19 protein-coding genes are annotated in these 23,652 nt (G+C 68.5%); 15 read left to right on the top strand and 4 right to left on the bottom strand.

What is annotated here, in order from left to right; all coding sequences use genetic code 11:
* Nucleotides 1–153: 153 nt before the first annotated feature.
* Entirely contained in the window at nucleotides 154–1,149 is a 996-nt protein-coding gene (locus tag DI269_RS23500; RefSeq protein ID WP_198667685.1) for a LacI family DNA-binding transcriptional regulator, read from the bottom strand.
* A gap of 112 nt (nucleotides 1,150–1,261) precedes the next feature.
* On the opposite strand from DI269_RS23500, the gene DI269_RS23495 reads away from it, so the two are divergent.
* The 6 genes from DI269_RS23495 (at nucleotide 1,262) to DI269_RS27880 (ending at nucleotide 9,195) form a co-directional block, all read left to right on the top strand.
* Entirely contained in the window at nucleotides 1,262–2,392 is a 1,131-nt protein-coding gene (locus DI269_RS23495; protein WP_112140495.1) for a Gfo/Idh/MocA family protein, read from the top strand.
* Nucleotides 2,393–2,583: 191 nt separating this feature from the next.
* Nucleotides 2,584–3,645: a Gfo/Idh/MocA family protein gene (locus tag DI269_RS23490; protein WP_112140493.1), complete on the top strand. Its 1,062-nt coding sequence runs from the start codon at nucleotides 2,584–2,586 to the stop codon at nucleotides 3,643–3,645.
* Nucleotides 3,646–3,771: 126 nt separating this feature from the next.
* Nucleotides 3,772–4,716, top strand: coding sequence for an ABC transporter permease (locus tag DI269_RS23485; RefSeq protein ID WP_408612329.1), 945 nt, complete (start codon nucleotides 3,772–3,774; stop codon nucleotides 4,714–4,716).
* A gap of 26 nt (nucleotides 4,717–4,742) precedes the next feature.
* The gene (locus DI269_RS23480; RefSeq protein ID WP_408612328.1) at nucleotides 4,743–5,642 is read left to right on the top strand and encodes a carbohydrate ABC transporter permease; all 900 of its coding nucleotides are present in this window, start codon (nucleotides 4,743–4,745) and stop codon (nucleotides 5,640–5,642) included.
* Between the two features lie 62 nt (nucleotides 5,643–5,704).
* Nucleotides 5,705–7,363: an ABC transporter substrate-binding protein gene (locus DI269_RS23475; protein WP_112140490.1), complete on the top strand. Its 1,659-nt coding sequence runs from the start codon at nucleotides 5,705–5,707 to the stop codon at nucleotides 7,361–7,363.
* 143 nt (nucleotides 7,364–7,506) lie between these two features.
* The gene (locus DI269_RS27880) at nucleotides 7,507–9,195 is read left to right on the top strand and encodes a CBM35 domain-containing protein (RefSeq protein WP_198667682.1); all 1,689 of its coding nucleotides are present in this window, start codon (nucleotides 7,507–7,509) and stop codon (nucleotides 9,193–9,195) included.
* Between the two features lie 54 nt (nucleotides 9,196–9,249).
* Here the strand turns inward: DI269_RS27880 and DI269_RS23465 are convergent, their stop codons facing one another.
* Nucleotides 9,250–10,287 carry a LacI family DNA-binding transcriptional regulator gene (locus DI269_RS23465; protein ID WP_112140488.1) on the bottom strand — a complete coding sequence of 346 codons (1,038 nt, stop codon included), beginning with the start codon at nucleotides 10,285–10,287 and terminating at the stop codon, nucleotides 9,250–9,252.
* A 142-nt stretch (nucleotides 10,288–10,429) separates the two neighbouring features.
* Here DI269_RS23465 and DI269_RS23460 point away from each other — a divergent pair, with 142 nt between their 5' ends.
* The 4 genes from DI269_RS23460 (at nucleotide 10,430) to DI269_RS28735 (ending at nucleotide 13,821) form a co-directional block, all read left to right on the top strand.
* Nucleotides 10,430–11,782, top strand: coding sequence for an ABC transporter substrate-binding protein (locus tag DI269_RS23460; protein WP_112140486.1), 1,353 nt, complete (start codon nucleotides 10,430–10,432; stop codon nucleotides 11,780–11,782).
* A 3-nt stretch (nucleotides 11,783–11,785) separates the two neighbouring features.
* Nucleotides 11,786–12,739, top strand: a complete 954-nt coding sequence (locus tag DI269_RS23455; protein WP_112140484.1) for a carbohydrate ABC transporter permease — start codon at nucleotides 11,786–11,788, stop codon at nucleotides 12,737–12,739.
* A complete protein-coding gene (locus DI269_RS23450) occupies nucleotides 12,736–13,560 on the top strand; it encodes a carbohydrate ABC transporter permease (protein ID WP_112140482.1) in 825 nt (274 codons plus the stop codon). The genes DI269_RS23455 and DI269_RS23450 overlap by 4 nt, the downstream gene beginning before the upstream one ends.
* Nucleotides 13,561–13,695: 135 nt before the next feature.
* Nucleotides 13,696–13,821, top strand: a complete 126-nt coding sequence (locus tag DI269_RS28735; protein ID WP_269814194.1) for a hypothetical protein — start codon at nucleotides 13,696–13,698, stop codon at nucleotides 13,819–13,821.
* A gap of 157 nt (nucleotides 13,822–13,978) precedes the next feature.
* Here DI269_RS28735 and DI269_RS23440 read toward each other — a convergent pair whose 3' ends face one another.
* Both DI269_RS23440 and DI269_RS23435 read right to left on the bottom strand, forming a co-directional pair.
* Nucleotides 13,979–16,006, bottom strand: a complete 2,028-nt coding sequence (locus tag DI269_RS23440; RefSeq protein WP_112140480.1) for a beta-galactosidase — start codon at nucleotides 16,004–16,006, stop codon at nucleotides 13,979–13,981.
* A 37-nt stretch (nucleotides 16,007–16,043) separates the two neighbouring features.
* Nucleotides 16,044–17,948, bottom strand: coding sequence for a beta-galactosidase (locus tag DI269_RS23435; protein ID WP_112140478.1), 1,905 nt, complete (start codon nucleotides 17,946–17,948; stop codon nucleotides 16,044–16,046).
* Nucleotides 17,949–18,087: 139 nt separating this feature from the next.
* On the opposite strand from DI269_RS23435, the gene DI269_RS23430 reads away from it, so the two are divergent.
* The 5 genes from DI269_RS23430 to DI269_RS23410 all read left to right on the top strand — a co-directional run bounded on the left by DI269_RS23430 (nucleotide 18,088) and on the right by DI269_RS23410 (nucleotide 23,645).
* On the top strand, nucleotides 18,088–19,335 hold the full coding sequence (locus DI269_RS23430) for an ABC transporter substrate-binding protein (RefSeq protein ID WP_157975177.1): 1,248 nt from the start codon (nucleotides 18,088–18,090) through the stop codon (nucleotides 19,333–19,335).
* A 63-nt stretch (nucleotides 19,336–19,398) separates the two neighbouring features.
* The gene (locus tag DI269_RS23425) at nucleotides 19,399–20,349 is read left to right on the top strand and encodes a carbohydrate ABC transporter permease (protein WP_112140473.1); all 951 of its coding nucleotides are present in this window, start codon (nucleotides 19,399–19,401) and stop codon (nucleotides 20,347–20,349) included.
* Nucleotides 20,346–21,164: a carbohydrate ABC transporter permease gene (locus tag DI269_RS23420; RefSeq protein ID WP_112140471.1), complete on the top strand. Its 819-nt coding sequence runs from the start codon at nucleotides 20,346–20,348 to the stop codon at nucleotides 21,162–21,164. The genes DI269_RS23425 and DI269_RS23420 overlap by 4 nt, the downstream gene beginning before the upstream one ends.
* A gap of 25 nt (nucleotides 21,165–21,189) precedes the next feature.
* Complete coding sequence (arfA, locus tag DI269_RS23415) at nucleotides 21,190–22,680, top strand: arabinosylfuranosidase ArfA (protein WP_112140469.1); 1,491 nt, start codon at nucleotides 21,190–21,192, stop codon at nucleotides 22,678–22,680.
* 20 nt (nucleotides 22,681–22,700) lie between these two features.
* On the top strand, nucleotides 22,701–23,645 hold the full coding sequence (locus DI269_RS23410) for a glycoside hydrolase family protein (RefSeq protein WP_198667681.1): 945 nt from the start codon (nucleotides 22,701–22,703) through the stop codon (nucleotides 23,643–23,645).
* Nucleotides 23,646–23,652 lie beyond the last annotated feature (7 nt).

Here is a 23,652-nt window from a genome sequence, read left to right as displayed (position 1 = left end):
GGTGCGCGTCCGCGCCGACGCGCCGCTGGCCGCCTCCGGCTTCCAGGCCGCCGAGGAGGACGGGCTCGTCACCTTCGACGCCGAAGCCGGGACCGCATACCGGTTCATCAAGCGGCAGTGAGGAGTCGACGCTTCCATTCGCGAACCGCGCGCTCAGCGCGGGCGGGGCGGTGCGACCGACTCGCGCCAAATGACCTGCTGCAGGTCGGTCTCGAGTTCGGGAGCCTCGTCGCCGCGGATCGCGGCGACGAGGCGGCGCATCGAGTAGGCGCCGAGGCGCCGCCGGTCCTGGGACACCGTCGTGATGGACGGAAGGAAGTGCAGGCTCAGCGCGACATCGTCCCATCCCGTCACGCTCACGTCCCCCGGAACGGACCATCCGCGCTGGACCGCGGCACGGATGGCGCCGGCGGCGAGGACGTCGTTCGCGGCGATGATCGCGAGCGGGAGGACGTCGTCCGCGAGCGCCTCGACGCACTCCCTCGCGTGGATGCCGCTCCAGTTGCCGCCCACGACGCCGACGGACTCCAGCCCGAGCCGTTCGACCGTGGCGAGGTAGGCATCGCGGCGCGCGACGGCCGCGGGGTAGTCGGAAGCGCCCGCGATGTGGAGGAAGCGCCGGTGCCCGAGACCGACGAGATGCTCCATCATCTCCACGAGGGGACGTGCGTCGCTGAACGCCCCGATCGCATGCATCTCCTCGTCGAACTCGGTGAGCGCCAGGAACGCGGGAGCGGACTCCGCGGACGGCAGCCCTGGCTTCGGGAGCGGAGAGAACGAGAGGACGCCCTCGTACTCGAAGGAGCCGAGCAGGGTGTCGACCTCGCGCGCGGCCTCGTCGGACTCGTCCGACAGGTTGACGACTTCGACCGTGTAGCCGGCCTCGCGCGCGGTGGTCACCGCGCCCTCCAGGAGCGATCCGAGGTTCAGCCCCGGGAACGGGATGACGACCGCGAGCCGCCCGGTCCGCTGCGTGCGCATGGATCGGGCGGCGAGATTGGGCCGGTAGCTGAGTTCGGCGGCCGCCCGCAATACCTTCTCCCGGGTGGGGGTCGAGATGCCCTCGCGCCCGGTGAACACGAACGAGACGGTCGACTGCGAGACCCCCGCGAGTCGAGCGACGTCGTGACTGGTCGGCCGTTTCCCCATACCTGCATCCTCCATCGTGAGAATCCCACACGGAGACCTTGACCGGGCGGGCGCGCCGTGCTCATACTACCTACTACGTCTTAGTAATACGTAGTAGGAATCGCGAGGAACCATGCTCAGAATCGGAATCATCGGGACCGGCGGGATCGCGGGCGCGCACGTCGGCGGGTATCTCGCCTTCCCGAAGGAGTGCGAGATCGTCGCGCTCGCCGATGCGGTGGAGGGCAAGGCCGCGGAGAAGGCCGCGTCGTTCGGGCTGGCCGAGGCGGTCGGGTACGACGATCCACTGCGGATGATCGCGGAAGCGGACCTTGACCTGGTGAGCATCGCGACGCCGCCGTCCACCCACGCGGCGCTGTCGGTGGCGGCGCTGGACGCGGGCGTGAACGTCCTGGTGGAGAAGCCGATGGCGCCGTCGCTGGAGGAGTGCGACGCGATGCTCGCCGCGCAGGAGCGCTCGGGGAAGCTGCTCTCGGTGGTGGCGCAGAACCGCTTCCGCGACGACCTCGCCACGCTCAAGGGCGTCCTCGACTCGGGGCTCCTCGGGTCCGTCTCGCACGTGCGGGTGGACTCGGCCTGGTGGCGCGGCCTGCCGTACTACGACCTGTGGTGGCGCGGCACCTGGGAGAAGGAGGGCGGCGGCTGCACTCTCAACCACGCCATCCACCACATCGACCTGCTGCTGTGGATGCTGGGTCGCCCCACCGAGGTCACGGCGATGCTCGCGAACGCGCAGCACGGCAACAGCGAGGTCGAGGATCTCTCGGTGGCAGTGCTCAGGTTCGAACAGGGGCTCGCGCAGCTGACGAGTTCGGTGGTGCACCACGGCGAGGAGCAGGAGATCGTGGTCCAGGGTGCGAAGGCACGCGTGTCCCAGCCGTGGAAGGCGGTCGCGGAGCGGTCCAACGGGGCCGGGTTCCCCGAGCGGGGCGGCGACCCCGAGCGCGTAGCCGCGATCGAAGCGCTTGTGGCCCAGCGTGAACCGCTGCGCCACACCGGGCACGCGGGGCAGATCGGGGACCTGCTGTCGGCGATCCGCGAGGGGCGCGCGCCGATCGCGGACGGGCGGGACGGCCGGGCGGCGATCGAGGTGGTCACCGCGATCTACAAGGCGGGCATCGAGCGGACGTTCGTGCCGCTGCCGCTCCAGGCCGACGACCCCTACTACCGGTCCGGCCGCCTCGTGGAGCGAGCACCGCGCTTCCACCAGAAGCAGCACTCACTCGCCGAGGCGGCGTCATGACCGCTTCCTCATTCCCCGGAGGGACGTCCCTGTCGCACCTCGACGTCTACGAGAGCGCCGAGCGCGCGGCGATCTCGCGCACCTGAGCGAGGCTCGCGTGCGCCAGGCGGTCCCCTACGCAGGCGAGCGCGGGTTCGGCATGTGCGGCCGCCTGCGCACCTACGACATCACCGATTGAGGAGCACTCCGCAGTGAACCACCCGTACACCTTCGACCCCCTTCCGCAGCCCGTCGTCGAGCCCGGGGAGTTCGCCTTCGCGGCAGTCGGCCTCGACCACGGCCACATCTACGGCATGACCGAGGGCCTCATCGGCGCGGGCGCGACCATCACGATGGTCTTCGACAGCGACCCCGGGCGGGCCGCCGCGTTCGCGGAGCGGTACCCGACCGCGCGCGTCGCCTCCTCGGAGCAGGAGGTGCTCGACGACCCGGACGTGCGCCTCGTCGCGACGGCGGCGATACCCTCCGAGCGGGCGCCGATCGGCCTGCGCGCCATCGAGGCCGGGAAGGACGCCTTCGCCGACAAGGCGCCGCTGACCACGTTCGGGCAGCTCGAGGCCGTCCGCGAGGCGACCGCCCGCACGGGCCGCAAGTACGCGGTGTACTACGGCGAGCGGATCCACTCCGAGGCCGCGATCCTGGCGGGCCAGCTCGTCGAGCGCGGTGCGATCGGCAGGGTCGTGCAGGTGGTGTGCTTCGGCCCGCACCGGATCGGCGGCGGACGGCCGGACTGGTTCTACGACCCGGCGCAGTACGGCGGCATCCTCTGCGACATCGGCAGCCACAACTTCGAGCAGATGCTCTATTACACCGGCGCGGCCGGCGGGCGCGTGTCGGCCGCGACGGTCGCGAACTACGCCCACCCCGAGACCCCTGGCCTGCAGGACTTCGGCGACGCCCACGTCGTGCTCGACAACGGCACCACGGGCTATGTGCGCGTGGACTGGTTCACCCCTGACGGCCTGGGCGTCTTCGGCGACGGGCGCACGCTCCTGCTGGGCACCGACGGCTACATCGAGCTGCGCAAGTACATCGACATCGGCACCGACAACGGCGGCGGCCAGGTCCTGCTCGTGAACCACGGGGGCCAGTACCGGTTCAACGCGAACGGCATGACCGGCTTCCCCTACTTCGGACGGTTGGTCCGCGACTGCATCGACCGCACTGAGACCGCGATGACCCAGGCGCACGCGCTGCAGGCCGCCGAACTCAGCCTGCAGGCCCAGGCCGACGCCCTCATCCTCGCCCCGTAACAGGTGCCGAAGGCCGCCGACCACAAAGATGTGGAGATCCGAATGACCCAGTCCGTTGCATCGCAACGAATGCCCGGCAGCGACCCGCCGTCGGCGGGCGAGGCGGAGGTGAGCCCGATCCGGTCGATGATGCGGCACCGCTCTCGCCCGGGCCCGAGACCGCGCGCGAGGCGGACGTGGCGGCGCGCCATCGCCCGCGATTGGCGGCTGTACACGTTCCTGGTCGTGCCGTTCGTGTTCCTGCTGGTGTTCAAGTACATCCCGATGCTCGGGAACGTCATCGCGTTCCGGCGGTTTCGCCCCGGCGGGTCGATCTTCGGCGACGAATGGGTGGGCTTCTACTACTTCCAGGCCTTCATCACGAACCAGCAGTTCTGGAACGTCTTCTGGAACACGGCCATCCTCGGCGGGCTCACGCTCCTGGTCACCTTCCCGCTGCCGATCGTCCTCGCGCTCATGCTCAACGAGCTGCGGTCGCGCCGCTTCAAGCGGATCGTGCAGACCATCTCCTACCTGCCGCACTTCATGTCGATCGTGATCGTTGCGGGACTCGTGCTGCAGCTGACGGCGCTCGACGGCACGGTGAACCAGGTAGTCGCGGCCATGGGCGCCGATCCGGTGCCGTTCATGCAGCGACCGGAGTGGTTCCGCACGATCTATGTGTCGTCGGAGGTCTGGCAGACCGTCGGATGGGGGACCATCCTGTACCTCGCCGCACTCACCACGATCGACGACCAGCTCTACGAGGCGGCACGCGTGGACGGCGCCGGCCGGTGGCGGCAGACGTGGCACATCACGCTGCCGGGCATCCGCCCGACGATGATGGTGCTCCTCATCCTCAACATCGGCTCGTTCATGTCCGTGGGATTCGAGAAGGTGCTGCTGCTGCAGAACCCGCTCGTCTACTCGACTGGCGACGTCATCGCGACCTATCTCTACCGCGTCGGCATCCAGTCGGCCCAGTTCTCCTACGGCACGGCGATCGGCCTCTTCGAGGCCGTCATCGGCCTCGTCCTGGTGCTGTTCGCGAACGGCCTCTCCCGTCGAATGGTTGGAACCTCGCTGTGGTGACCGAACCCCTGCCCCAGAAGCCGGACATCGCCCACGTCCGCAGCTCGACCGGAGTCATCCGGGAGTCGCCCGGCTACCGTGTCTTCCGCGTCGCCAATGCGATCGCGCTCCTGCTCGTGTGCGCCGTGACCCTGTATCCGTTCGTGAACCTCGTCGCGAAGTCGTTCTCCTCGGAGGGCCATATCGCGGCAGGCGAGGTGAACCTCGTCCCGCGCGGGTTCAATCTCGACACTTTCCGGGTTGTGCTCGCAGACGACCTGTTCTGGACGAACTACGCGAACACCTTCCTCTACACCGTCGTCGGCACCGTCATCGCCATGGCGATCACCTCCACCTACGCCTACGCGCTCAGCAAGCCGCACTTGAAGGGCCGGGCGTTCTTCGTCGGCATCGCCGTGTTCACGATGTTCTTCGGCGGCGGACTCATCCCGAACTACATCCTCATCGCCAGCTACCTCGGCTGGCGCAACAGCATCTGGGCGGTCGTGGTGCCGGGCGCACTGAGCGTCTTCAACCTGCTGGTGATGAAGGCGTTCTTCGAGAACTTCCCGACCGAGCTCGAAGAGGCGGCGGCGATCGACGGCCTCTCGACCTACGGCGTCTTCTTCCGCATCGTGCTGCCGCTGTCCAAGGCGGTGCTCGCGACCATGACGCTGTTCTACGCGGTCGGCCTCTGGAACTCGTGGTTCAGCGCCTTCCTCTACATGGACGACAAGTCGCTCTTCCCGGTCACGGTCTATCTGCGCAATCTCATCGCCGCGGCGACGGGCTCGCAGGACATCGCCGAGGGGGGCGAGGCCGTCCAGGTCGCCGCCAACATCCAGGCCGTGACGATGCTGCTCACCGTCCTGCCGATCATCTGCCTCTATCCGTTCATTCAGCGCTACTTCGTCTCGGGCGTGATGCTCGGCTCGGTGAAGGGCTGAGGACCCGTCCATCCCGAATCCCCTTCCACGTCGAACAACGACGTTCCCGAATAGGAGAGACCATGTCCATCACCCGCAGAGCCCTCGTGGGCCTCGCCGGCGTCGCCGCGTGCGAGGTCGCCCTCGCCGGATGCTCCGACGGCCCGAGCGACGACGCCGTCGGCGACCGCGCCACCATCGACAAGGCGCAGTCAGTCGGCGCCATGGAGGACTACGGCGTGGGCGTCACCTTCAAGGCGACCGAGCCGGTCGAGTTCTCGCTCATGTACCGCGACCACACCAACTACCCGGTCCAGGACGACTGGTCGTTCTTCCGGCACCTCAAAGACGACCACAACGTCACCTTCTCCCGCACCGACATCCCGATGGCCGACTTCGATCAGAAGAAGTCCCTGCTCATCGGCAGCGGCGAGGCGACCGACATCATCTCCTCCACCTATGGAGGCAGCGAGACGCAGTTCATCTCGGGCGGAACGATCCTCCCGGTCTCCAGCTACTTCCACTACATGCCCCATTTCCAGCAGAAGATCCAGGACTGGGGCCTCCAGGAGGACCTCGAGAACAAGCGCCAGGCCGACGGCGGGATCTACCACCTCCCCGGCCTCCGGGAAGTGCCCGACGTGCAGTACTCGGTGGTGATCCGCGAGGACATGTGGGAGCGGGCCGGCCTCGCCGAGGATCCCGCCACCTGGGACGAGTTCCAGCAGCAGCTCCAGCAGGTGCAGGAGGCGAACCCCGAGATCGACTACGCGATGTCCGACCGCTGGACCGACTCCAGGACCCTCGGATCGCTGCTCAACGTGATGGCCGTCAACTACGGCACGTCGGCCGGATGGGGCTACGCGAACACTCACTACGACGAATCGGCCGGAGCATACGTGTTCACCGGGGCCACCGAGGAGTACAGGGAACTCGTCTCCTACGCCGCAGGGCTCATCGCGGCCGGGACGCTCGACCCCGAGGTCACCCAGAACGACGACCAGGCGGTCCAGAAGTTCATCTCGGGCCGCACGGCGGCGATCTCCGGAAACACCCAGACGCTGGTGGAGTACCGCACCAAATTCGCCGACGCCGACAAGGGCGACGTTCCCATCCGGCTGCTCTCGATCCCCGGCGGCCCCGACGGCTCGAACCTCCCGAGCGGCCGCTTCACCTCCGGCCTCCTGATCAGCAGCAAGGCGGCCGAGCAGCCCTACTTCAAAGCGCTCCTGCAGCTCGTCGACTGGCTGTACTACTCCGACGAGGGCCTGGAGTTCGCCCAGTGGGGCGTCGAGGGCGAGACGTTCACCCGCGGGTCCGACGGGACCCGCGTCCTCAACGAGGACATCGCGTGGAGCTCGATCAACGCGGGCGCCCCGAAGCTGCTGAACGCCGACTACGGCTACAGCAACGGCGTCTTCCTGGTCGCGAACGGCTCGTCGAAGGACCTCGTCCTGTCGATGATGACCGAGGAGATCGCGGACTGGACCGAGAGGCAGTTGGACGGCAAGGAGCAGCTGCCGACCGCGCCGGCGGCCCAGCTGGACGAGATCGAGCTCGAGCAGACATCGCTGCTCCAGACCCAGCTCTCGGACGCAGTCCAGGCGGCGACGGCCGAGTTCATCACGGGTCAGCGATCCGTCGTGGACGACTGGGACGCGTACGTCGCCGAGGCCGAGAGCCTCGGGGCCGACCAGCTCATCGGCACCATCAACGCCGCGCTCGAACGCACGCAGAACTGACCCGCCGACCGGTGGGCCGGTCCGCACCACCGGCCCACCACTGCGGTGCCGAACGCGAAGACGTCCTGACGCGGTTCACGATCCGCGACCGACCCTGTCCGCGACCTCCGTGCAGGGACCAACACAGAAAGCGAGAACAGACCATGGCAACGTCGCCGTCTCGAAACCCTGTCAACCGCCGCGCGGTCCTCACCGCCGGCGCCGCCCTGCCGCTCGCGGTCGGGCTGGCCGGAACCCCGGCCCACGCGGACACGGCCGGCCGGCCGCGGTCCGTCATCGTCGAGCCCAGGCGCCGCCGCCAGGTCATCCGCGGATTCGGCGGCATGACGCACGCGACCTGGATCGGGGAGCTCACCCCGCCGCAATGCGACACCGTCTTCGACAACGGCGCCGACGACCTCGGTTTCTCGATCCTGCGCATCCCGGTGCCAGAGGACCGCGCGAACTGGTCCGTCGACCTCGCCACCGCGCAGGCGGCCGCCGCCAAGGGCGCGCTCGTCTTCGCCTCGCCGTGGAACCCGCCGGAGGAGCTCGTCGAGCTGTTCGAGCGGGTGGACGAGGTGCCGAACGGCAGCCAGTACGAGGCCGAGACCGCAGCGCTCGTGAACGCGCGCATCGCGACGGACACCCCCGGCTACCAGGGCGAGGGGTATGCGCACTTCGACGGCGCCGCGGAAGCGAGCGTCGAGTTCACCGATGTCTACATCGGGTCAACGGGGACCAAGAACCTCGCGTTCCGGTATTCCGCGCCGACCGCTGACGTGCGCGTCGACATCCACGTCGGCGGCGTCCTCGTCGCCGAGAGCGTCCTGTTCACGGCGACCGCCGCGGGCGAGTGGCGGTGGAAGTCGATCCAGGTCGCGATGACGCCGGGCCGGTGGCCCGTGAAGGTCGTCACGATCGGCGAGGGCGGGCCGGACCTCGACTACCTCATGGCGGCCCCGTACACCCCGCCCGCCGAAGCGCGCCGCCTGCGCCACGACGCTTACGGCGCCTACGCGGAGCACCTGAACGACTTCGTCCGTCACATGCGCGACAACGGCGTCGACCTGTACGGGATCTCGGTCCAGAACGAGCCCGACTACGCGCACGACTGGACATGGTGGACGACCGAGGAGATGAACCGCTTCCTCCGCGACTTCGCCGGCCGGATCGACTGCCGGGTCATCGCTCCGGAGTCCTTCCAGTACGTCAAGTCGGTATCGGACCCGATCCTCGAGGATCATGCGGTCCTCGCGAACGTCGACATCGTCGGCGCGCACCTCTACGGCACGGCACTCGCGGACTTCCCTTACCCGCTCTTCGAGGACGCGGGCGAGGGCAAGGAACTGTGGATGACGGAGGTGTACCACCCCAACAGTTCGAGCTCGGCGAACCTCTGGCCCGAGGCGCTCAAGGTCGCCGAGCACGTCCACCACGCCATGGTCGAAGCCGAGTTCCAGGCGTACGTCTGGTGGTACCTCCGCCGCTACTACGGGCCGCTCCTGGAGGACGGCACGATCAGCAAGCGCGGCCGCATGCTGGCGCACTTCGCGAAGTACGTGCGCCCCGGCCACACGCGCGTCGAGGCCCACAAGGAGCCGCAGGCCGGCGTCCTCACCTCGGCATACGCCGGCGACGACGGGGCGCTCATCGTGGTGGCCGTGAACACGGCGACGGCGGCGGCAAGCCAGTCGTTCGCGGTGAAGGGCCGCCGGGTCCGCCGTGTGCAGTCCTGGCTCACCGACGCGACGCGCGACCTCGAGGAGCAGCCCCGCATCCAAGGACGAGGCGACACCTTCGCCGCATCGCTCCCGCCCGAGAGCGTGACGACCTTCGTCGTGTCGACGTGATCGCCCGGATAGGGGCCGGCGAACGCCGACGCGGCGCGGTGCCCGGCGGAGGAGTCAGATCCGGGCGCGGGCGATGGAACCGCGCGTGCGAAGCGGCATCGGCACGCGCTCGAACCCGGCGGCGGTTCCGGCGGGAGCGAGCAGCGCCTCGATGGCCCTTCGGCCAAGCTCGTAGTGGGGGAGGGCGACCGTGGTGAGGCCGGGTCGAAGCCAGCCCGCGAGCTGGTGGTCGTCGAAGGACACTACTGAGAAGTTCTGGGGCACAAGGAAACCTGCTTCCTGGATCGCCTGGTAGGCGCCGAGGGCAAGTCGGTCGTTGAAGCAGAGGACGGCTCCCTCGGTCACACCTGACTGGAGGAGCCCCGTCGTGGCCTTCCAGCCGTCCTCGGGCAGCCAGATGTTGCATACCCGCGCACTCGCGGGCTTGAGTCCGGCCTTGCCGAGCTCTTGGAGGATGCCGTCGAGGCGCTCCTGTCCGGCGATGGTCAGCGGCGGCACGTCATCGGGCGCGGGGCCGGCGCCGATGAGGTGGACCTCCCGGTGACCGGCGTCGAGCAGTGCGCGCACGGCTGCGCGGCCCGCGCCGATCTCGTCGGGCACGACGACGGGGATGTCGGCCCGGGCGTCCGCTGGGACAGTGTTGAGGAAGACGAGGGGGCGGCTGACTCCGCCGGGGACCGGCCGCTCCCGGGTGAACATGGAGGCGATGACGATCCCGTCGACTTGTCGGTCCACCATGGCCTGGATGAGGCGGGCCTGTTCGTCCTCTGACCCTTCGGATTCACCGATGAAGAGCATGTGGTCGTGCCGGCGCGCGCCTTCGAGCGCGCCCTTGATCATGTCGCCCGCGAGCTGGGACGTCGCCACCGTGTCGGAGATGAAGCCGAAGGTGCGGCTGAGGCCGGTCCGCAGGACCTGCGACGCCGCGTTGGGGCGGTACGCCAGCTCGGCCGCGACCTGGCGCACCCGGTGCTGGACCGGTTCGGAGATCCGCAGTTCGTCGCCGCGGTCCGACAGCACCAGCGATGCCGTCGTGCGGGACACGCCCGCCGCCTTGGCGACGTCGGCGAGGGTGACTCGCTTCTGGTGCACGTCGGGTCCTTCCGTACGTCGAGCGCTCCGAGCAGTTGACAAACCCGGCTCCGTCTCGCAGTATAGTCGTTGCTAACTCGGTTTAGCTCGACGGCTGCATCCTCCGCCGACCCCTGCACGACATGGATGAAAGAAGACAACGATGTCTCTCATCAGGAAGTTCAGCCGGCGCGCGCTGGTCGCCTCAGGTGCCGCCTTCTCCGCCGCCATCGGACTCGCCGCCTGCGCTCCGCCCGGGAGTGACGGCGGCGACGCCTCGGCCCCGCTGACCGGCGATCCCACGTGCGGTGAGGACGCGGTCGTCCTCAGCGCCTACTTCGAGACGGGATTTCCTCTCGCGAGGGCGCTGACCGACGAGTTCACGCGCCAGTATCCGAACATCACGTTCGACATCCGCGAAGACCAGTTCGCCGTCATCACGCAGAACGCGCCGCGGACCCTCCAGGACTCCCCTCCGGACCTCATGCGGCTGCCGCAGATGTCCGAACTCGCGACCGACGGCCTCCTCCTCGACCTGGATCCGTACGCGGAGGCGTTCGGCTGGGACGCGTGGCCCGCCTCGCAGCTTGAGCAGATGCGCGTGGCCGAGGACGGGAGCCGCGGCGACGGCCCGCTCTATGCGATGGGCCTGGGCTACTCGATGACCGGGGTGTTCTACAACAAGGAGCTCGGAGCGCAGATCGGGATGGCCGAGCCCCCGGCGACGCTCGAGGAGTTCGACGGCTACCTCGCCGCCGCCCGCGACGCCGGCATCACCCCGGTCGCGCAGTTCAACGGCGGCGCGACCGGAGGCCTCGCCTTCCCGCTGCAGGCGCTCATGGCCTCGTACGGCGACACGGCCGCGGTCAACGACTGGATCTTCCAGAAGCCCGGCGCCGACATCGACACGCCCGAGAACCTCGCCGCCGCCGGGCACCTCGCCGGGTGGATCGACGAAGGTTACTTCACCGACGACGTCAACTCGATGGACTACTCGCAGATGATGAGCCGCTTCGTCGAGGGAGAGTCGCTGTTCATGTTCAACGGGGACTGGGAGTCGGGCAACCTCGACGCGCAGATGCCCGGCGGCGCGGGCTTCTTCCTGATGCCCCCGCTCGAGGCCGGCGGCGCGATCGGCGCCATGTCGGCTCCGAACACCTACGGGATCGCCGCCACCGCCGAGCACGCCGAGTGCGCTGCGTTCTTCCTGAACTGGGCGGCGACCGATGAGCAGGCGCGGACCATCGGGGTCGAGACCGGCGGTTCGCACCCGATGGGGCCCGCCGACGGCTTCATGCCGGAAGTCGCCGAAGACTCCGTGACCGCCGCGACGCTCGCAGCGGGCGCGACCGTCAGCGAAGCGGACGGGGCGATGGACTTCATCGCCAACGCCACCGGTTCGATCTACGCCCAGAGCTGGACGCCCAACCTCCAGAAGCTGGTCGCAGGGGAGCAGACGCCCGAAGGCCTGCTCGAATCGGTGCAGGCCGACTACGAGTCGCAGGTCGGGGACTAGCCGATGCCCGCTCCCGCGTCCACTGCGTCACCGCCCGGGTCCGGCGGGACCGCCCGTTCGCGCCCGGGCGTTCGCGCCCGGCGCCGCCGCGTCGGCGGCAGCCTGCTCGCCTACGCGCTGATCGCTCCGGCCGCCCTCTTCTACTCGTTCTTCGTGCTGCGGCCCATCGTCGCCTCGGCGCAGTACTCGCTCTACGACTGGAACGGCGTCACGACGGCGACCTGGGCGGGCATCGACAACTACGTCGCGGTGCTGAGCGAGCCCAAGCTCGTGGGCGCGATCGGGAACGCGTTCGAGCTCATCCTGTACTTCAGCGTCGTCCCCGTCGGGATCGCGCTGTTCGCCGCCAACCTCATCAGGTCCATCGCCGCGAGCCGGCTGGCGACGGCCGCGCGGACGGTGCTGTTCATCCCGCAGGTGATCCCGCTGGTCGCCGCCGGGATCATCTGGAGCTGGCAGCTGTCGAGCGACGGCCTCGTCAACCAGATACTCCGGTCCGTCGGACTGGACGCCGCCGCCCGGGCGTGGTTGGGGGACTTCGACACGGCCCTCCCGGCGGTCGGGGTCATCGGCGCGTGGGTGCAGGTGGGCCTGTGCCTGGTGCTCATCCTCGCCGGCATGACGAGGATCGACGCGTCGCTCTACGAAGCGGCCCGCATCGACGGGGCGGGACCCGTGCGTGAATTCTTCTCGATCACGCTTCCCGGTGTGCGCCAGGAGATCGCCGTGTGCGCCACGGTCACCGTCATCTCCGCGCTCGCCAGCTTCGACATCGTCTACGTCGCCACCCAGGGCGGGCCGGGCGACAGCACCCTGGTGCCGGGCCTGCAGATCTTCTACCTCGCCTTCTTCGAACGCGAGATCGGCACGGCATCCGCGTTCAGCATCGTCCTGATGGCGCTGGTGATCGCCGTCGTCCTGCCGCTCCAGCGACTCCTCCGGGGACGTGAATCGTGATCGTCTCCCGCCGAGAGAAAATCACCGGCCGCGTCATCCTCGTCGTGCTGATGCTGGTCACGGTGCTGCCCTTCCTCAGCATCTTCGTCACCGCCCTGCACGAACCGGGCAGCTACCCGCGGGGCATCGAATGGCCGGAAACGCCGCACTGGGACAACTTCGTCCTCGCCTTCCAATCGGCGGACATGTTCCACCTGCTCAGCTCCAGCCTCCTCATCGAACTGGGCGTCGTCCCCGCCGCGGTCCTCCTGGCGACCCTTGCCGGGTTCGGCCTCGGGCACCTCAGGCCGCCCGGCGCCCGGGGCCTGTTCGTCGTCTTCATCCTCGGCCTGACGCTTCCCTTCGAAGGGATCATCACGCCGCTGTACTTCCAGATCCGCGACCTCGGGATCCTGAACACCCGGTGGGCGATCATCCTGCCGCTGATCGGCCTGTTCATGCCGTTCGCGGTCACCTGGATGCGCGCGAACTTCGCCACGATCCCCAGGGAGCTGTCGGAGGCCGCGCACGTCGACGGTGCCACCACATGGCACCTGTTCTGGCGCATCCACGTCCCACTGTCGGTCCCGGCGATCTCCTCGCTTGCCATCTTGTTGTTCCTGTGGACGTGGAACCAGTTCCTCCTCGCGATCGTCCTCGTGGCCGACCCGGCCCAGCGGACCATGGCAGGAGCCCTGGGCGCGTTCCAAGGCCGGTACGGCATGGACATACCCCTGCTGTGCGCCGGATCGCTGCTGATCCTGACACCGACACTGATCGTGTTCCTGCTGTTCCAGCGCAAGTTCGTCTCAGCCCTGCTCCAAGGATCGTTGAAGGGATGACCGCATCGAACCGTCCGCGCTTCTCGCCCGAGAACGAACTGGAGCTGTCCCGCCCTGCGCCTTCCCCGATGACGTCGACCGCCTCGGCTCCTGCGGCGCCAAGGCCGCCGAGCGCGTCACCGATGCCGCCCGAGCGTGTCGCTGCCCCAGCACCTCGCGATCGTCGAGGCCATCCGCCGCCGGGACCCCGCCGCCGAGGCGGCCATGCGGGCCCGCCTCCGCAATGTCATCGACGCCCTCCCGGAGTCCTCCCGGCCCTGAACGCGTGGGCCGCACAGAAGGAGACCGACACCGGCATCTCGGACGGGCTCACGTTCGATCCGGAGGCCTACGAGGAGCTGACGAAGACCCTCTGCCGGTTCCGCCTGCGCTCAGGATCGGGCCGCCCAGGGAGCGTGCGTGGACACCGCCGTGTCGGTCATCGGGGCGGGTCGAGTTCTACGAGTTCCGCGTCCCAGGGGCCGAGGACGAGGCCGTTCTCGAAGCGCTGACCGCTGATGACGCCGGATGCGTTGTGGGGGAGATCGATCGGCTTCGGCTCCCCGTCGAGGTTCAGGTAGAGGACATGCCGGTCGGAGACCGCGCGGGCCATCACTCCCGCTGGAACCGGCGGGCCGGTGCGGATGCCCAGACGGGCGATCTCGTCGTCCAGCAACGCATCGAGGACCTCTCGGCGCATCGGCAGTGCGACGTAGATCGCCTTGCCCTCGCCGTACTGGTGCTCGGTGACCGCTGCGTACTCCTGGTCGAGCCCGCCGAGCGTGGCGATCACCGTCGCGCCGAGGGGCCCGACCAGATCGAACCGCGGTGCACGCGCGGTCGTCGACCGAGCCTCGAAACACAGTTCGACCTCGTCATTGCCGCTGTGCCCCTTGGTGATCTCGTTCAGGGTCGCGGTCTCCTCGTACGGGCCGACGCGGATGCCGAAGACGTCGGCGAGGCGGCCGGGCCGGGTGGAGCGGAACACCTGGCCGTCGGCGTCGAGCGTCGCCGAGTAGGAGGTCATGATCGCCGTGCCGCCGCGTTCGACGAAGCCGCGTATCGCCTCGGCGGCGGATTCGCCGAGGACGAGCACGCCGGGGACGATGAGGATCTTGTAGTCCAGTTCGGAGCGCGAGAGGTCGACGATGCGAACGTCCAGGTTGCGGTCCAGGATCGTGCGGAACGCGGTCAGCGCCTGGTCGTCGTGGCGTTCGGGGAACGGTGCGCTGGCGATCTGGCTGGGGAAGTCCATGGCGATCGCGATCTCGGCGTTCACTTCGTAAGGGAAGCCGTGAGACTCGATCTTGCGGAATTCGGCGGCGATCTGCCGGTACTCGTCGAGTTTGCGGGTGGGCTCGCCGCCCCAGTCGACCATGCCCTGGAGGAACTGCTCCTCGCCGGCGTGCATGCTCTGCCAGGTCCAGCCGCACACGAGCTGGTTGCCGAGCATCAGCGACGCGTATGCGGAGCGGCGGATGGAGCCGGGGGCGGCGGTCATGGTGGTGAACTCGGTGCACCAGAACGGTTCGGCCTGCTCGTAGCGGATGCGGGCGATGCCGAACAGGGCATCTCGGATGCTGTCGGTGTCGAGGAGGGAGAGGCTGGGGTAGAGGCCGTTCCCGGGGCGGGTCAGGCGTCCGGCGTAGGCGCCCGGTGCCCAGTCGAAGTGCTTGCTCGGGGTGTAGTACCACATGTTGGAGGTGGTGAGCGTGCCCGGCGCGTTCGCCTCGACCGTGTCGAACAGTGCGTCGAGGTAGTCGTTCATCTCGTCGGAGATGAAGCGGTGGAAGTCGAGCACGCGTTCGGGGGCGCCGCCCGCGACGCCGGGGCGGGGCAGGCCGATCTCCTCGAAGTCGCTGACCTGGCGGGACCAGCGATGTCCTGCCCAGGCGCGGTTCAGGGCCTCCACCGTGCCGTACTTCGCCTTGAGCCAGTCGATGAAGCGGGCGCGGACGGTCGGGGAGTACGAGATCGGACCGTCGCCGGGCTCGTTGTCGATCCCGAAGGCCGTCAGGGCGGGATGGGCGGCGTAGCGGCGGGTGAGGCGGTCGGTGAAGCGGACGGCGTGCTCGCGGAAGTGGGGGTCGCCAGTGTCAAGGGTGTAGCGGTGGTTGGGGTAGCGGCGGGTGCCGTCGGGGTCGATGACGTCGATGGTGGGGTGCTTGCGGTGCAGCCACAGGGGTGCTGGGCGTGCGGCGATGTCGAGGATGACGCCGATGCCGTGCTCGTGCATGAGGTCCATGACGTCGTCGAACCAGTCGAAGTGGAAGTCGCCGTCGGCGGGTTCGAAGGTGTCCCAGGCGAGATGGCCCAGGCGCACCACGGTGATTCCGGCGTCGCGCATCATCGCGGTGTCGCGTCGCCAGGTTGCGGGGTCGGAGTCGTGCGGGTGGTAGTTGGCGCCGACGAGGAGCTTTCCGGGGCCGGTGAGGTCGCGGGCGTTCGGGCGTTCGAAGTTGCGCATGGCAGGTTCCTGGTCTGGTGGTGGAGTTGATCGCGTGTCAGTGGGACAGGTGGCGGATTTCGAACGGGGCCAGCGTGAAGGTGTCGTTCTCGGTCTTGACTGTGACGGGGTTCGTGGACTGGTTGATCAGGGTGGCGCCGTGGACGGTGGCGACGGCTTCGACCGCCGGGTCGAGCCCGTCGACGACCGGCGCTATTGCAGCCGTTTCGAGGGCTCGGTCCAGTACGAATCCGGTGCCCGCCTTGTCGGTGAAGCAGGCCAGGTGCAGTGAGGTGCCGGCGCCGAAGCGGTTGCGGATCAGGACGGGTTCGCCTTCGCGGGTGCGCGCGAGGACGTCGCCGCCGTCGAGGTCGAAGTCCTCGATCATCGTCGTGACGGCGAAGTCGGCGCCGCTCGCGCGGGCGACGCGGCCTTCTTCGGGGAGGACGCCGAAGAAGTCGACGGGCTGCCCGCCGAGGACCTCGCCGAGCTGGGTGCTGTAGCCGCCGGGGCGGAAGCGGTCGTGCTCGTCGACGATGTCGGTGAAGGCGGTCGTGACGAGTGTCCCGCCGGTCTCGACGAACCGCTCGAGCGAGGCGGCGCCTTCCTCGGTGAGTAGGTACAGGGCGGGGGCGACGACCAGGCGGAATCCGGAGAGGTCGGCTTCGGCGCGCACGAAGCTCACTTGGACGTGGCGGGCGTGCAGTGCTTCGTACCAGGCGAAGACCTCGGCCTGGTAGTCGATGTCGGCGGGGAGGTCGGGTTGGGCGAGCGCCCACCGGTTCTCCCAGTCGAAGACGAACGCGACGTCGCCGGGCGGCGGCGATGCCGGCTCGCGGTTTTCCAAGGCGGTGCCGAGTTGGGCGATCTCCTTCCAGGTCCGCGATCGCTTCCCCGAATGAGGGAGCATCGCGGAATGGAACTTCTCTGCGCCGCTTCGGGATTGACGCCACTGGAAGAAGAGGACGCTGTCGGCGCCGCGGGCGACGGCCTGCTCGCTCCAGGCGGCCATTTGCCCCGGTGCTTTGGCGGCGTTGTTGGGTCGCCATTGGACGGCGTTCGGCGCCTGCTCCATGAGCAGCCACGGCCGGTCGGGCTTCAGGGACCGCATGAGGTCGGCGGCGAACGCGGCGTGGCGGTGCGCCTCGGGTTCGCGCGGATCGGGGTAGCCGTCGTGGGACACGACGTCCACTTCGGCGGCCCAGTCCCAGTAGTTCATCGCCGGGAAGGCGCCCATGAAGTTCGTGGTGATCGGCTGCTGGGCGCCGGCGGCGCGGAGCGCGTCGCGCTCCATGCGGTAGAGGTCGAGCACCGAGTCGGAGGTGAAGCGGCGCCAGTCGAGCACGAGCGAGGGGTTCTGGGTGGTCGGTGAGGCCCGCGGCGGCCGGACCTCGTCGAAGCCGTTGTAGTGCTGGGACCAGAAGGCCGTGCCCCACGCGTCGTTGAGCGCGTCGATGTCGCCGTAGCGGTCGGTGAGCCAGGCGCGGTAGGCCAGGGCGGCGTGCTCGGAGTAGTCGGCGCGCACATGGCAGGCGTACTCGTTGTTGATGTGCCACATGGCGACCGCTGGGTGGTCGGCGTAGCGGCGCCCGAGTGCGGTGACCAGTTCGGCGGCGAGGCGCCGGTAGTCCGGTGAGGTCGGGGCGTAGTGCTGGCGGCTGCCGGGGCCGAGGACGGTGCCGGTCTCGGTGACCGGCAGGACGTCGGGGTAGCGGCGAACGAGCCAGTTCGGCGGGGAGGCGGTGGCCGTCGCCAGGTCGACGCTGATGCCGCCGCCGTGGAGCTTGTCGAGGAGCCGGTCGAGCCAGGCGAAGTCGAACTCGCCCTCGTCGGGCTGGAGGCGTGCCCAGGCGAAGATCCCGACGCTCACGAGGTTGACGCGCGCCTCGCGCATGAGCCGGACGTCCTCGTCCCACACCTTCTCCGGCCACTGCTCGGGGTTGTAGTCGCCGCCGAAGTACATGTCGTCGCTCCTGATCGTCGATCTGGTGGTGCCCGGTCCGGGGCGGTGTTATGGTAACCATTGCGTGAGCGATCACGCAACTCGTCATCCCGGCATCCACCTGCAATACCGACCCCTCCGATCCCAAAGGAGAAGCGCAATGTCGCCTTCTAATGCCCCTCGTCTCACCCGCCGGTCCCTTGGGCGGATCGCGGCCGCGGCCGCGATCGCCGCCCCTGCCGCCGGGTCCCTCGCCGCCTGCGGCCGCGACGCGGATCCGAATGCGATCACGTTCCTGTCCTGGGACAACGCCGAGGTCATGGGCCCGGTGATCGAGCAGTTCGAGCAGGAGCACTCCGAATACCACGTCGAGGTGCAATACGCGCCGCCCGTGGCCGGGTACATCCAGAAGCTCCAGACCCAGCTCGGATCCAACAGTGCGCCGGACGTCTTCATCATCACCGCCGAGAACAAGAAGCAGCTCATGGACGGCGCCTTCGTCCAGGACCTGTCCGGTGAGTCGTGGGCGTCGAACCTCAACGAGACCGCTGTCGAAACCTACTCGCGGGACGGCAAGCTCTACGGCTCGGCGATCTCGGCTTGGGCCGGCGGCCTGGTCGTCAACCTCGACCTCGTGCCCGGCGAGTTCCCGACGGACTGGGACGGCTTCCTCAGCCTCTGCAAGCAGCTCAAAGCCGACGGCACCGTCCCCTACCTCGAAGCGGTCGGCGGTATGACCGACACGGTCTGCGCCTTCGTCGGCATGCAGAACCTCGCCTACGGCGGGACCATGGACCAGCAGATCTGGGACGGCGACCTCACCTTCGAGGAAGCCTGGACCCCCGCCGTCGAGGCCTGGTACCAGTTGTTCGGGGAGGGCATCCTCGACTCCTCCGCGGCCGGGCTCACCGGCGACGTGGTGCTCCCCGAGTTCCAGCAGGGCCGCCTCGCCATCATGTCCACCGGCTCGTGGGGGATCAGCGGCATCACCGGCGGCGCACCCGACCTGAACTTCGAGTTCAAAGCCGTTCCAGGCTTCGACGGGCAGTCCTTCTGGTCCGGCGCGGTCTCGCCCGGCCTCGCCCTCAACACGAAGGCGAAGAACCCCGACGCCGCCAAGGTCTTCCTGGAGTGGATGTCCACCGAACCCGGGGTGAGCTTCTACCAGCAGGCCAACCAGTTCATCTCCACTGTCAAGGACTACGAGCCCGAACTGCCCGCACAGCTCGGCGATCTGGTGTCGGCGGTGCAGGACGGCCGGTACTACCTGCCCGCGGTCAGCTGGGTCGACAACAACGACGTCCTGGCCGGCGAGGCGAACGCATTGATCCAGCAGCTCGCCACGGGCGATATCGAGCCCGTCGACGTCGGCAAGGGCCTGGACGCGAAGCTCGCGTCCCTCCAGTAGCCGCCCGGCCGGGGCGGGCACCGCACCCGCCCCGGCACCCCGTCTCAGAGAGGAGACCTCGACATGGGCACCGCCATCGCCCCACCCCGGCCCGCGCCTCCATTCCAAAGCCCGCCCCGGCCCACCCGCCTCCAGCGTCTGCGCCGGCGCGGCATCGAGTCGTACCTGTTCACCCTGCCGGTCATCGTCGTATTCGTCGTGCTGTTCGCGATCCCGCTGGCGCAGTCGTTCTACTACAGCCTCACCGACTTCAACGGCTACTCCACGGAAGCGAACTTCGTCGGCTTCGAGAACTACACGACCATCTGGCAGGACAGCTCGATGCTGTCCGCGCTGGGGTTCACCCTGATCTTCACGATCGCCACGACCCTCGCGATCACCGCGCTGGCGATCCCGCTCGCCCTCGTGCTGAACCAGAAGTTCTTCGGGCGCAACCTGGTCCGCTCGGTGTTCTTCTTCCCCTCGGTGGTCAGCGTCGCGATCCTCGGCCTGGTGTGGGGCTTCATCTTCGCGCCCTTGGGGACCGGCGTCATCAACTCGATCATCGGCTGGTTCGGCGCCCAGCCGGTCGCCTGGCTCGCCGAGCCGACTCTCGCGAGGCTGAGCGTCATCATTGTCGCCGTCTGGGGCGGCACCGGCTGGCACGCCGTGCTCTACCTCGCCTATCTCCAGGCCATCCCGTCGGAGTTCTACGAGGCCGCGAGTATCGACGGCGCCACCCGCTGGCAGCAGTTCCGCTATATGACGCTGCCGCTGCTGACCCCTGCGATCACGGTCAGCCAGCTGCTGCTGCTCACTGGAGGGCTCAAGGTCTACGACCTGCCGTACACGCTCACCGGCGGCGGCCCCGGCTTCGCCACCCGCACGTTGACGCAGTCGATCATCGAGAACGGCATCGCCCAGGGCGAGGTCGGCAAGGCCTCGGCGCTGAGCGTGGTCTTCTTCATCGCGGTCGGGCTCATCATCGTCGCCCAGCTCGCGCTCTCCCGCCGTCTGGAGGCCCGGTTCTCATGAAGCACCTGCGCAGCATTCTCTTGAGCGTCGTGATGCTCCCCCTCGCGGGCGTCGTCGCGATCCCGTTCTACTACATTCTGGTCAACACCTTGAAGACCCAGCCGGAGATCTCGGCGAGCCCGCTCGGGCTCCCCTCCGGTGTGGACTTCTCCAACTATGCGGAGGTCTTCGAGGCGCTGCCGATCTGGCAGTCGTTCCTCAACACCCTGTACGTCGGCGTCGTGTCGATCTTCCTGATGCTCCTGGTCGGGTCGATGGCCGCCTACGGCATGCTCATCGGGCAGGGACTGCTCACCAAGCTCATCGGCGTGATCTGCCTGATCGCGTTCCTCGTCCCGGGGCAGACGACGCTGATCCCGTTGTACCGCATGCTTTCGGGCATGTACCTGGTGGACACGTTGGAGGGACTGATCTTCCTGTACATGGGCGGGGCGATCTTCTGCTACTTCCTGATCATCGGCTACATGAGGACGATCCCGACCGAGATGTTCGAGTCGGCCCGGATCGACGGGGCGAGCGCGTTCCGCATCTACCGGTCGATCGTGCTCCCGCTGATCCGCCCGATCCTGGTCACCGTCGGCGTCTTCCAGGCGATGTGGGTGTGGAACGACTTCATCACCCCCAACGTCTTCATCAACTCGCCGGACAAGCAGACCCTGGTCCTCCAGGTGTACAGCGCCGTCGGGCAGTTCTCGACCGACTGGCCCGCGTTCATGACGCTCAGCGTCATCGTGCTCGCGCCGTTGGTGGTCTTCTTCATCGCCGCCCAGCGCCACATCGTCTCCGGGCTCGTCACCGGCAGCGTCAAAGGCTGAACCCGTCACTCCGAAAAGGACACCAATGTTCCTCGCGAACCTCAAGCTCCACCCCGCGTTCACGGTCGGCGCCGTCGAGCGCGAGCTCTTCGGCGGCTTCGTCGAGCACCTGGGCCGCCACATCTACGGCGGCATCTACGAGCCCGGCCACCCCACGGCGGGTCCGGACGGGTTCCGCCGCGACGTGGTCGACCTCGTCCGCGAGCTCGGCATCTCGCACGTCCGCTACCCCGGCGGGAACTTCGTTTCCGCCTACGACTGGGAGGACGGCGTCGGCCCGGTCGCCGACCGCCCGCGGCGCCTCGACCTCGCCTGGCACTCCATCGAGCCCAACGAGGTCGGCCTTCACGAGTTCAGCGACTGGCTCGACCTCGTCGGCGCCGACCTCATGCTCGGCACCAACCTCGGGACCCGCGGCGTGCGCGAGACCCTGCACCTCCTCGAATACGCCAATGTTCCCGCCGGCACCGCCCGGTCCGACGAGCGGCGCGAGAACGGGCGTGAGGAGCCGTTCGACGTCCGGATGTGGTGCCTGGGCAACGAACTCGACGGCGACTGGCAGATCGGGGCGAAGACCGCCGAGGAGTACGGTCGCCTCGCCAAGGTCACCGCCCGCGCGATGCGCGCGATCGACCAGGACCTGAAGCTCGCCGCGTGCGGGTCCTCGTGGCGGGGCATGCCCACGTTCGGGGTCTGGGAGCGCACGGTCCTGGAGCACGCCTTTGAGGAGATCGACTACATCTCCTGCCACGCCTACTACCACGAGGTCGACGGGGACGCCGCGAGCTTCCTGGCGTCCGGCGTGGACATGGACGACTTCATCGAGTCCGTAGTGCACACTATCGAGCACGCGCGGGCCGTCAAGGGCTCCAAGCGCCGCATCGACCTCTCGTTCGACGAGTGGAACATCTGGTACCAGGACCCCGACGAGATCGACACGGCCTCGTGGCCGATCGCCCCGCGCCTGTTGGAGAACCAGTACTCGGTCACCGACGCCGTGGTCCTCGGCGGGCTGCTCATCTCGCTGCTCAAGCACGCCGACCGCGTCACGGCCGCGAACCTCGCACAACTGGTCAACGTCATCGCCCCGATCATGACCGAACCGGGCGGGCCCGCCTGGCGCCAGACCACCTTCTTCCCGTTCGCCGCCACCTCGCGCCTGGCGACGGGAACCGCGCTGCGCGGCGCGCTCGACGCCCCGAGCGTGGCGACCGCGAAGTTCGGCGACGTGCCTGCCATCGACGCCGTCGCCACCCTCGACGGCGACCGCGCAGCCGTGTTCGTCCTCAACCGCTCGGTCGACGACACCGCGGAGTTCGCGATCGACATTGCGGCCCTCGACCTCGACGGACCGGTTCGCGCCCAAGGCATCTGGGATGAAGACCGCCACGCGAAGAACACCCTCGACCAGCCCGAGCGCGTGACGCTCCGTGAGAACACCAAGATCAGCCGTGAGAACGGCACGGTCACCGTCGAACTGCCGCCGGTCTCCTGGACCTGCATCACCATCGGCTGAGCGAAGAAAGGGACTTGACGATGAGCGCTATTCCGAAACCTCTGTTCCGCGACCCCGTACAAGACGGTGCCGCCGATCCCACCGTCATCTGGAACCGGGCCTTCGACGAGTGGTGGATGTTCTACACCAACCGGCGAGTCTGGTCGCCGCCGTTCGACGACGTGTCCTGGGTGTTCGGCACCGACATCGGCATCGCCTCCTCTGAAGACGGCGGGGCGACCTGGGTCTACCGCGGTATCGCGGAGGGTCTGGAGACCGGCTGGGGTCGCAACACGTTCTGGGCTCCCGAAGTGATCGACGACGGCGAGACCTACCACATGTACGCGAGCTGTATCGAGGGCATCCATTCGCGGTGGGGGGCTGAAGGGCTGATCCGCCACTACACCAGTGAGGACCTCGCACACTGGGAGTACCAGTCCACCCTGGAACTTGATTCGAGGCAGGTCATCGACGCGTGTGTCCTCCCACTCCCAGAGGGCGGCTGGCGGATGTGGTTCAAAGACAGCTCGCGCGGTTCGCACACCTACACCGCCGACAGCCCCGACCTGTACCGGTGGAGGCCGACCGGCCCGGCCGTGGAGAACTGCGCGCACGAGGGGCCGAACGTGTTCGCGCTCGGCGGCTCGTACTGGATGCTCACCGACGAGTGGAAGGGCCTGCGGGTCCACCGCTCCGACGACCTTCGGTCCTGGGAGATCCAGGACCGCATCCTCGCCGAGTCGGGCACAGGAGCGGACGACGGCGGCAACGGCCTCCACGCGGACGTGGTCGTCGTCGGAGACGACGCCTTCGTCTTCTATTTCACGCACCCTGGGCGCGTCCCCGGCGAGCCGATCCGCGACGACCTGTACGCCCACCGCCGCACCTCGATCCAGGTCGCACGGGCGCATGTGGTGGACGGGCGCCTGGTCTGCGACCGCGACGAGGTCCTGGAAGGGCCGGTCCTCCCGGTCTCCGGGCCGTGAACCCCAG

Source organism: Glycomyces dulcitolivorans (assembly GCF_003265355.1).
GTDB lineage: Bacteria > Actinomycetota > Actinomycetes > Mycobacteriales > Micromonosporaceae > Glycomyces > Glycomyces dulcitolivorans.
Note: the sequence above shows the minus strand (reverse complement) of the source record. Positions and strands in the feature narration are given on the sequence as shown.

Bases quoted from the DNA above. Each gene is read 5' to 3' on its own strand.
- DI269_RS23500 (WP_198667685.1), bottom strand. From the start codon at position 1,149: ATGGGGAAACGGCCGACCAGTCACGACGTCGCTCGACTCGCGGGGGTC.
- DI269_RS23495 (WP_112140495.1), top strand. From the start codon at position 1,262: ATGCTCAGAATCGGAATCATCGGGACCGGCGGGATCGCGGGCGCGCAC.
- DI269_RS23485 (WP_408612329.1), top strand. From the start codon at position 3,772: ATGATGCGGCACCGCTCTCGCCCGGGCCCGAGACCGCGCGCGAGGCGG.
- DI269_RS23475 (WP_112140490.1), top strand. From the start codon at position 5,705: ATGTCCATCACCCGCAGAGCCCTCGTGGGCCTCGCCGGCGTCGCCGCG.
- DI269_RS27880 (WP_198667682.1), top strand. From the start codon at position 7,507: ATGGCAACGTCGCCGTCTCGAAACCCTGTCAACCGCCGCGCGGTCCTC.
- DI269_RS23460 (WP_112140486.1), top strand. From the start codon at position 10,430: ATGTCTCTCATCAGGAAGTTCAGCCGGCGCGCGCTGGTCGCCTCAGGT.
- DI269_RS23455 (WP_112140484.1), top strand. From the start codon at position 11,786: ATGCCCGCTCCCGCGTCCACTGCGTCACCGCCCGGGTCCGGCGGGACC.
- DI269_RS23440 (WP_112140480.1), bottom strand. From the start codon at position 16,006: ATGCGCAACTTCGAACGCCCGAACGCCCGCGACCTCACCGGCCCCGGA.
- DI269_RS23435 (WP_112140478.1), bottom strand. From the start codon at position 17,948: ATGTACTTCGGCGGCGACTACAACCCCGAGCAGTGGCCGGAGAAGGTG.
- DI269_RS23430 (WP_157975177.1), top strand. From the start codon at position 18,088: ATGTCGCCTTCTAATGCCCCTCGTCTCACCCGCCGGTCCCTTGGGCGG.
- DI269_RS23425 (WP_112140473.1), top strand. From the start codon at position 19,399: ATGGGCACCGCCATCGCCCCACCCCGGCCCGCGCCTCCATTCCAAAGC.
- DI269_RS23420 (WP_112140471.1), top strand. From the start codon at position 20,346: ATGAAGCACCTGCGCAGCATTCTCTTGAGCGTCGTGATGCTCCCCCTC.
- arfA (WP_112140469.1), top strand. From the start codon at position 21,190: ATGTTCCTCGCGAACCTCAAGCTCCACCCCGCGTTCACGGTCGGCGCC.
- DI269_RS23410 (WP_198667681.1), top strand. From the start codon at position 22,701: ATGAGCGCTATTCCGAAACCTCTGTTCCGCGACCCCGTACAAGACGGT.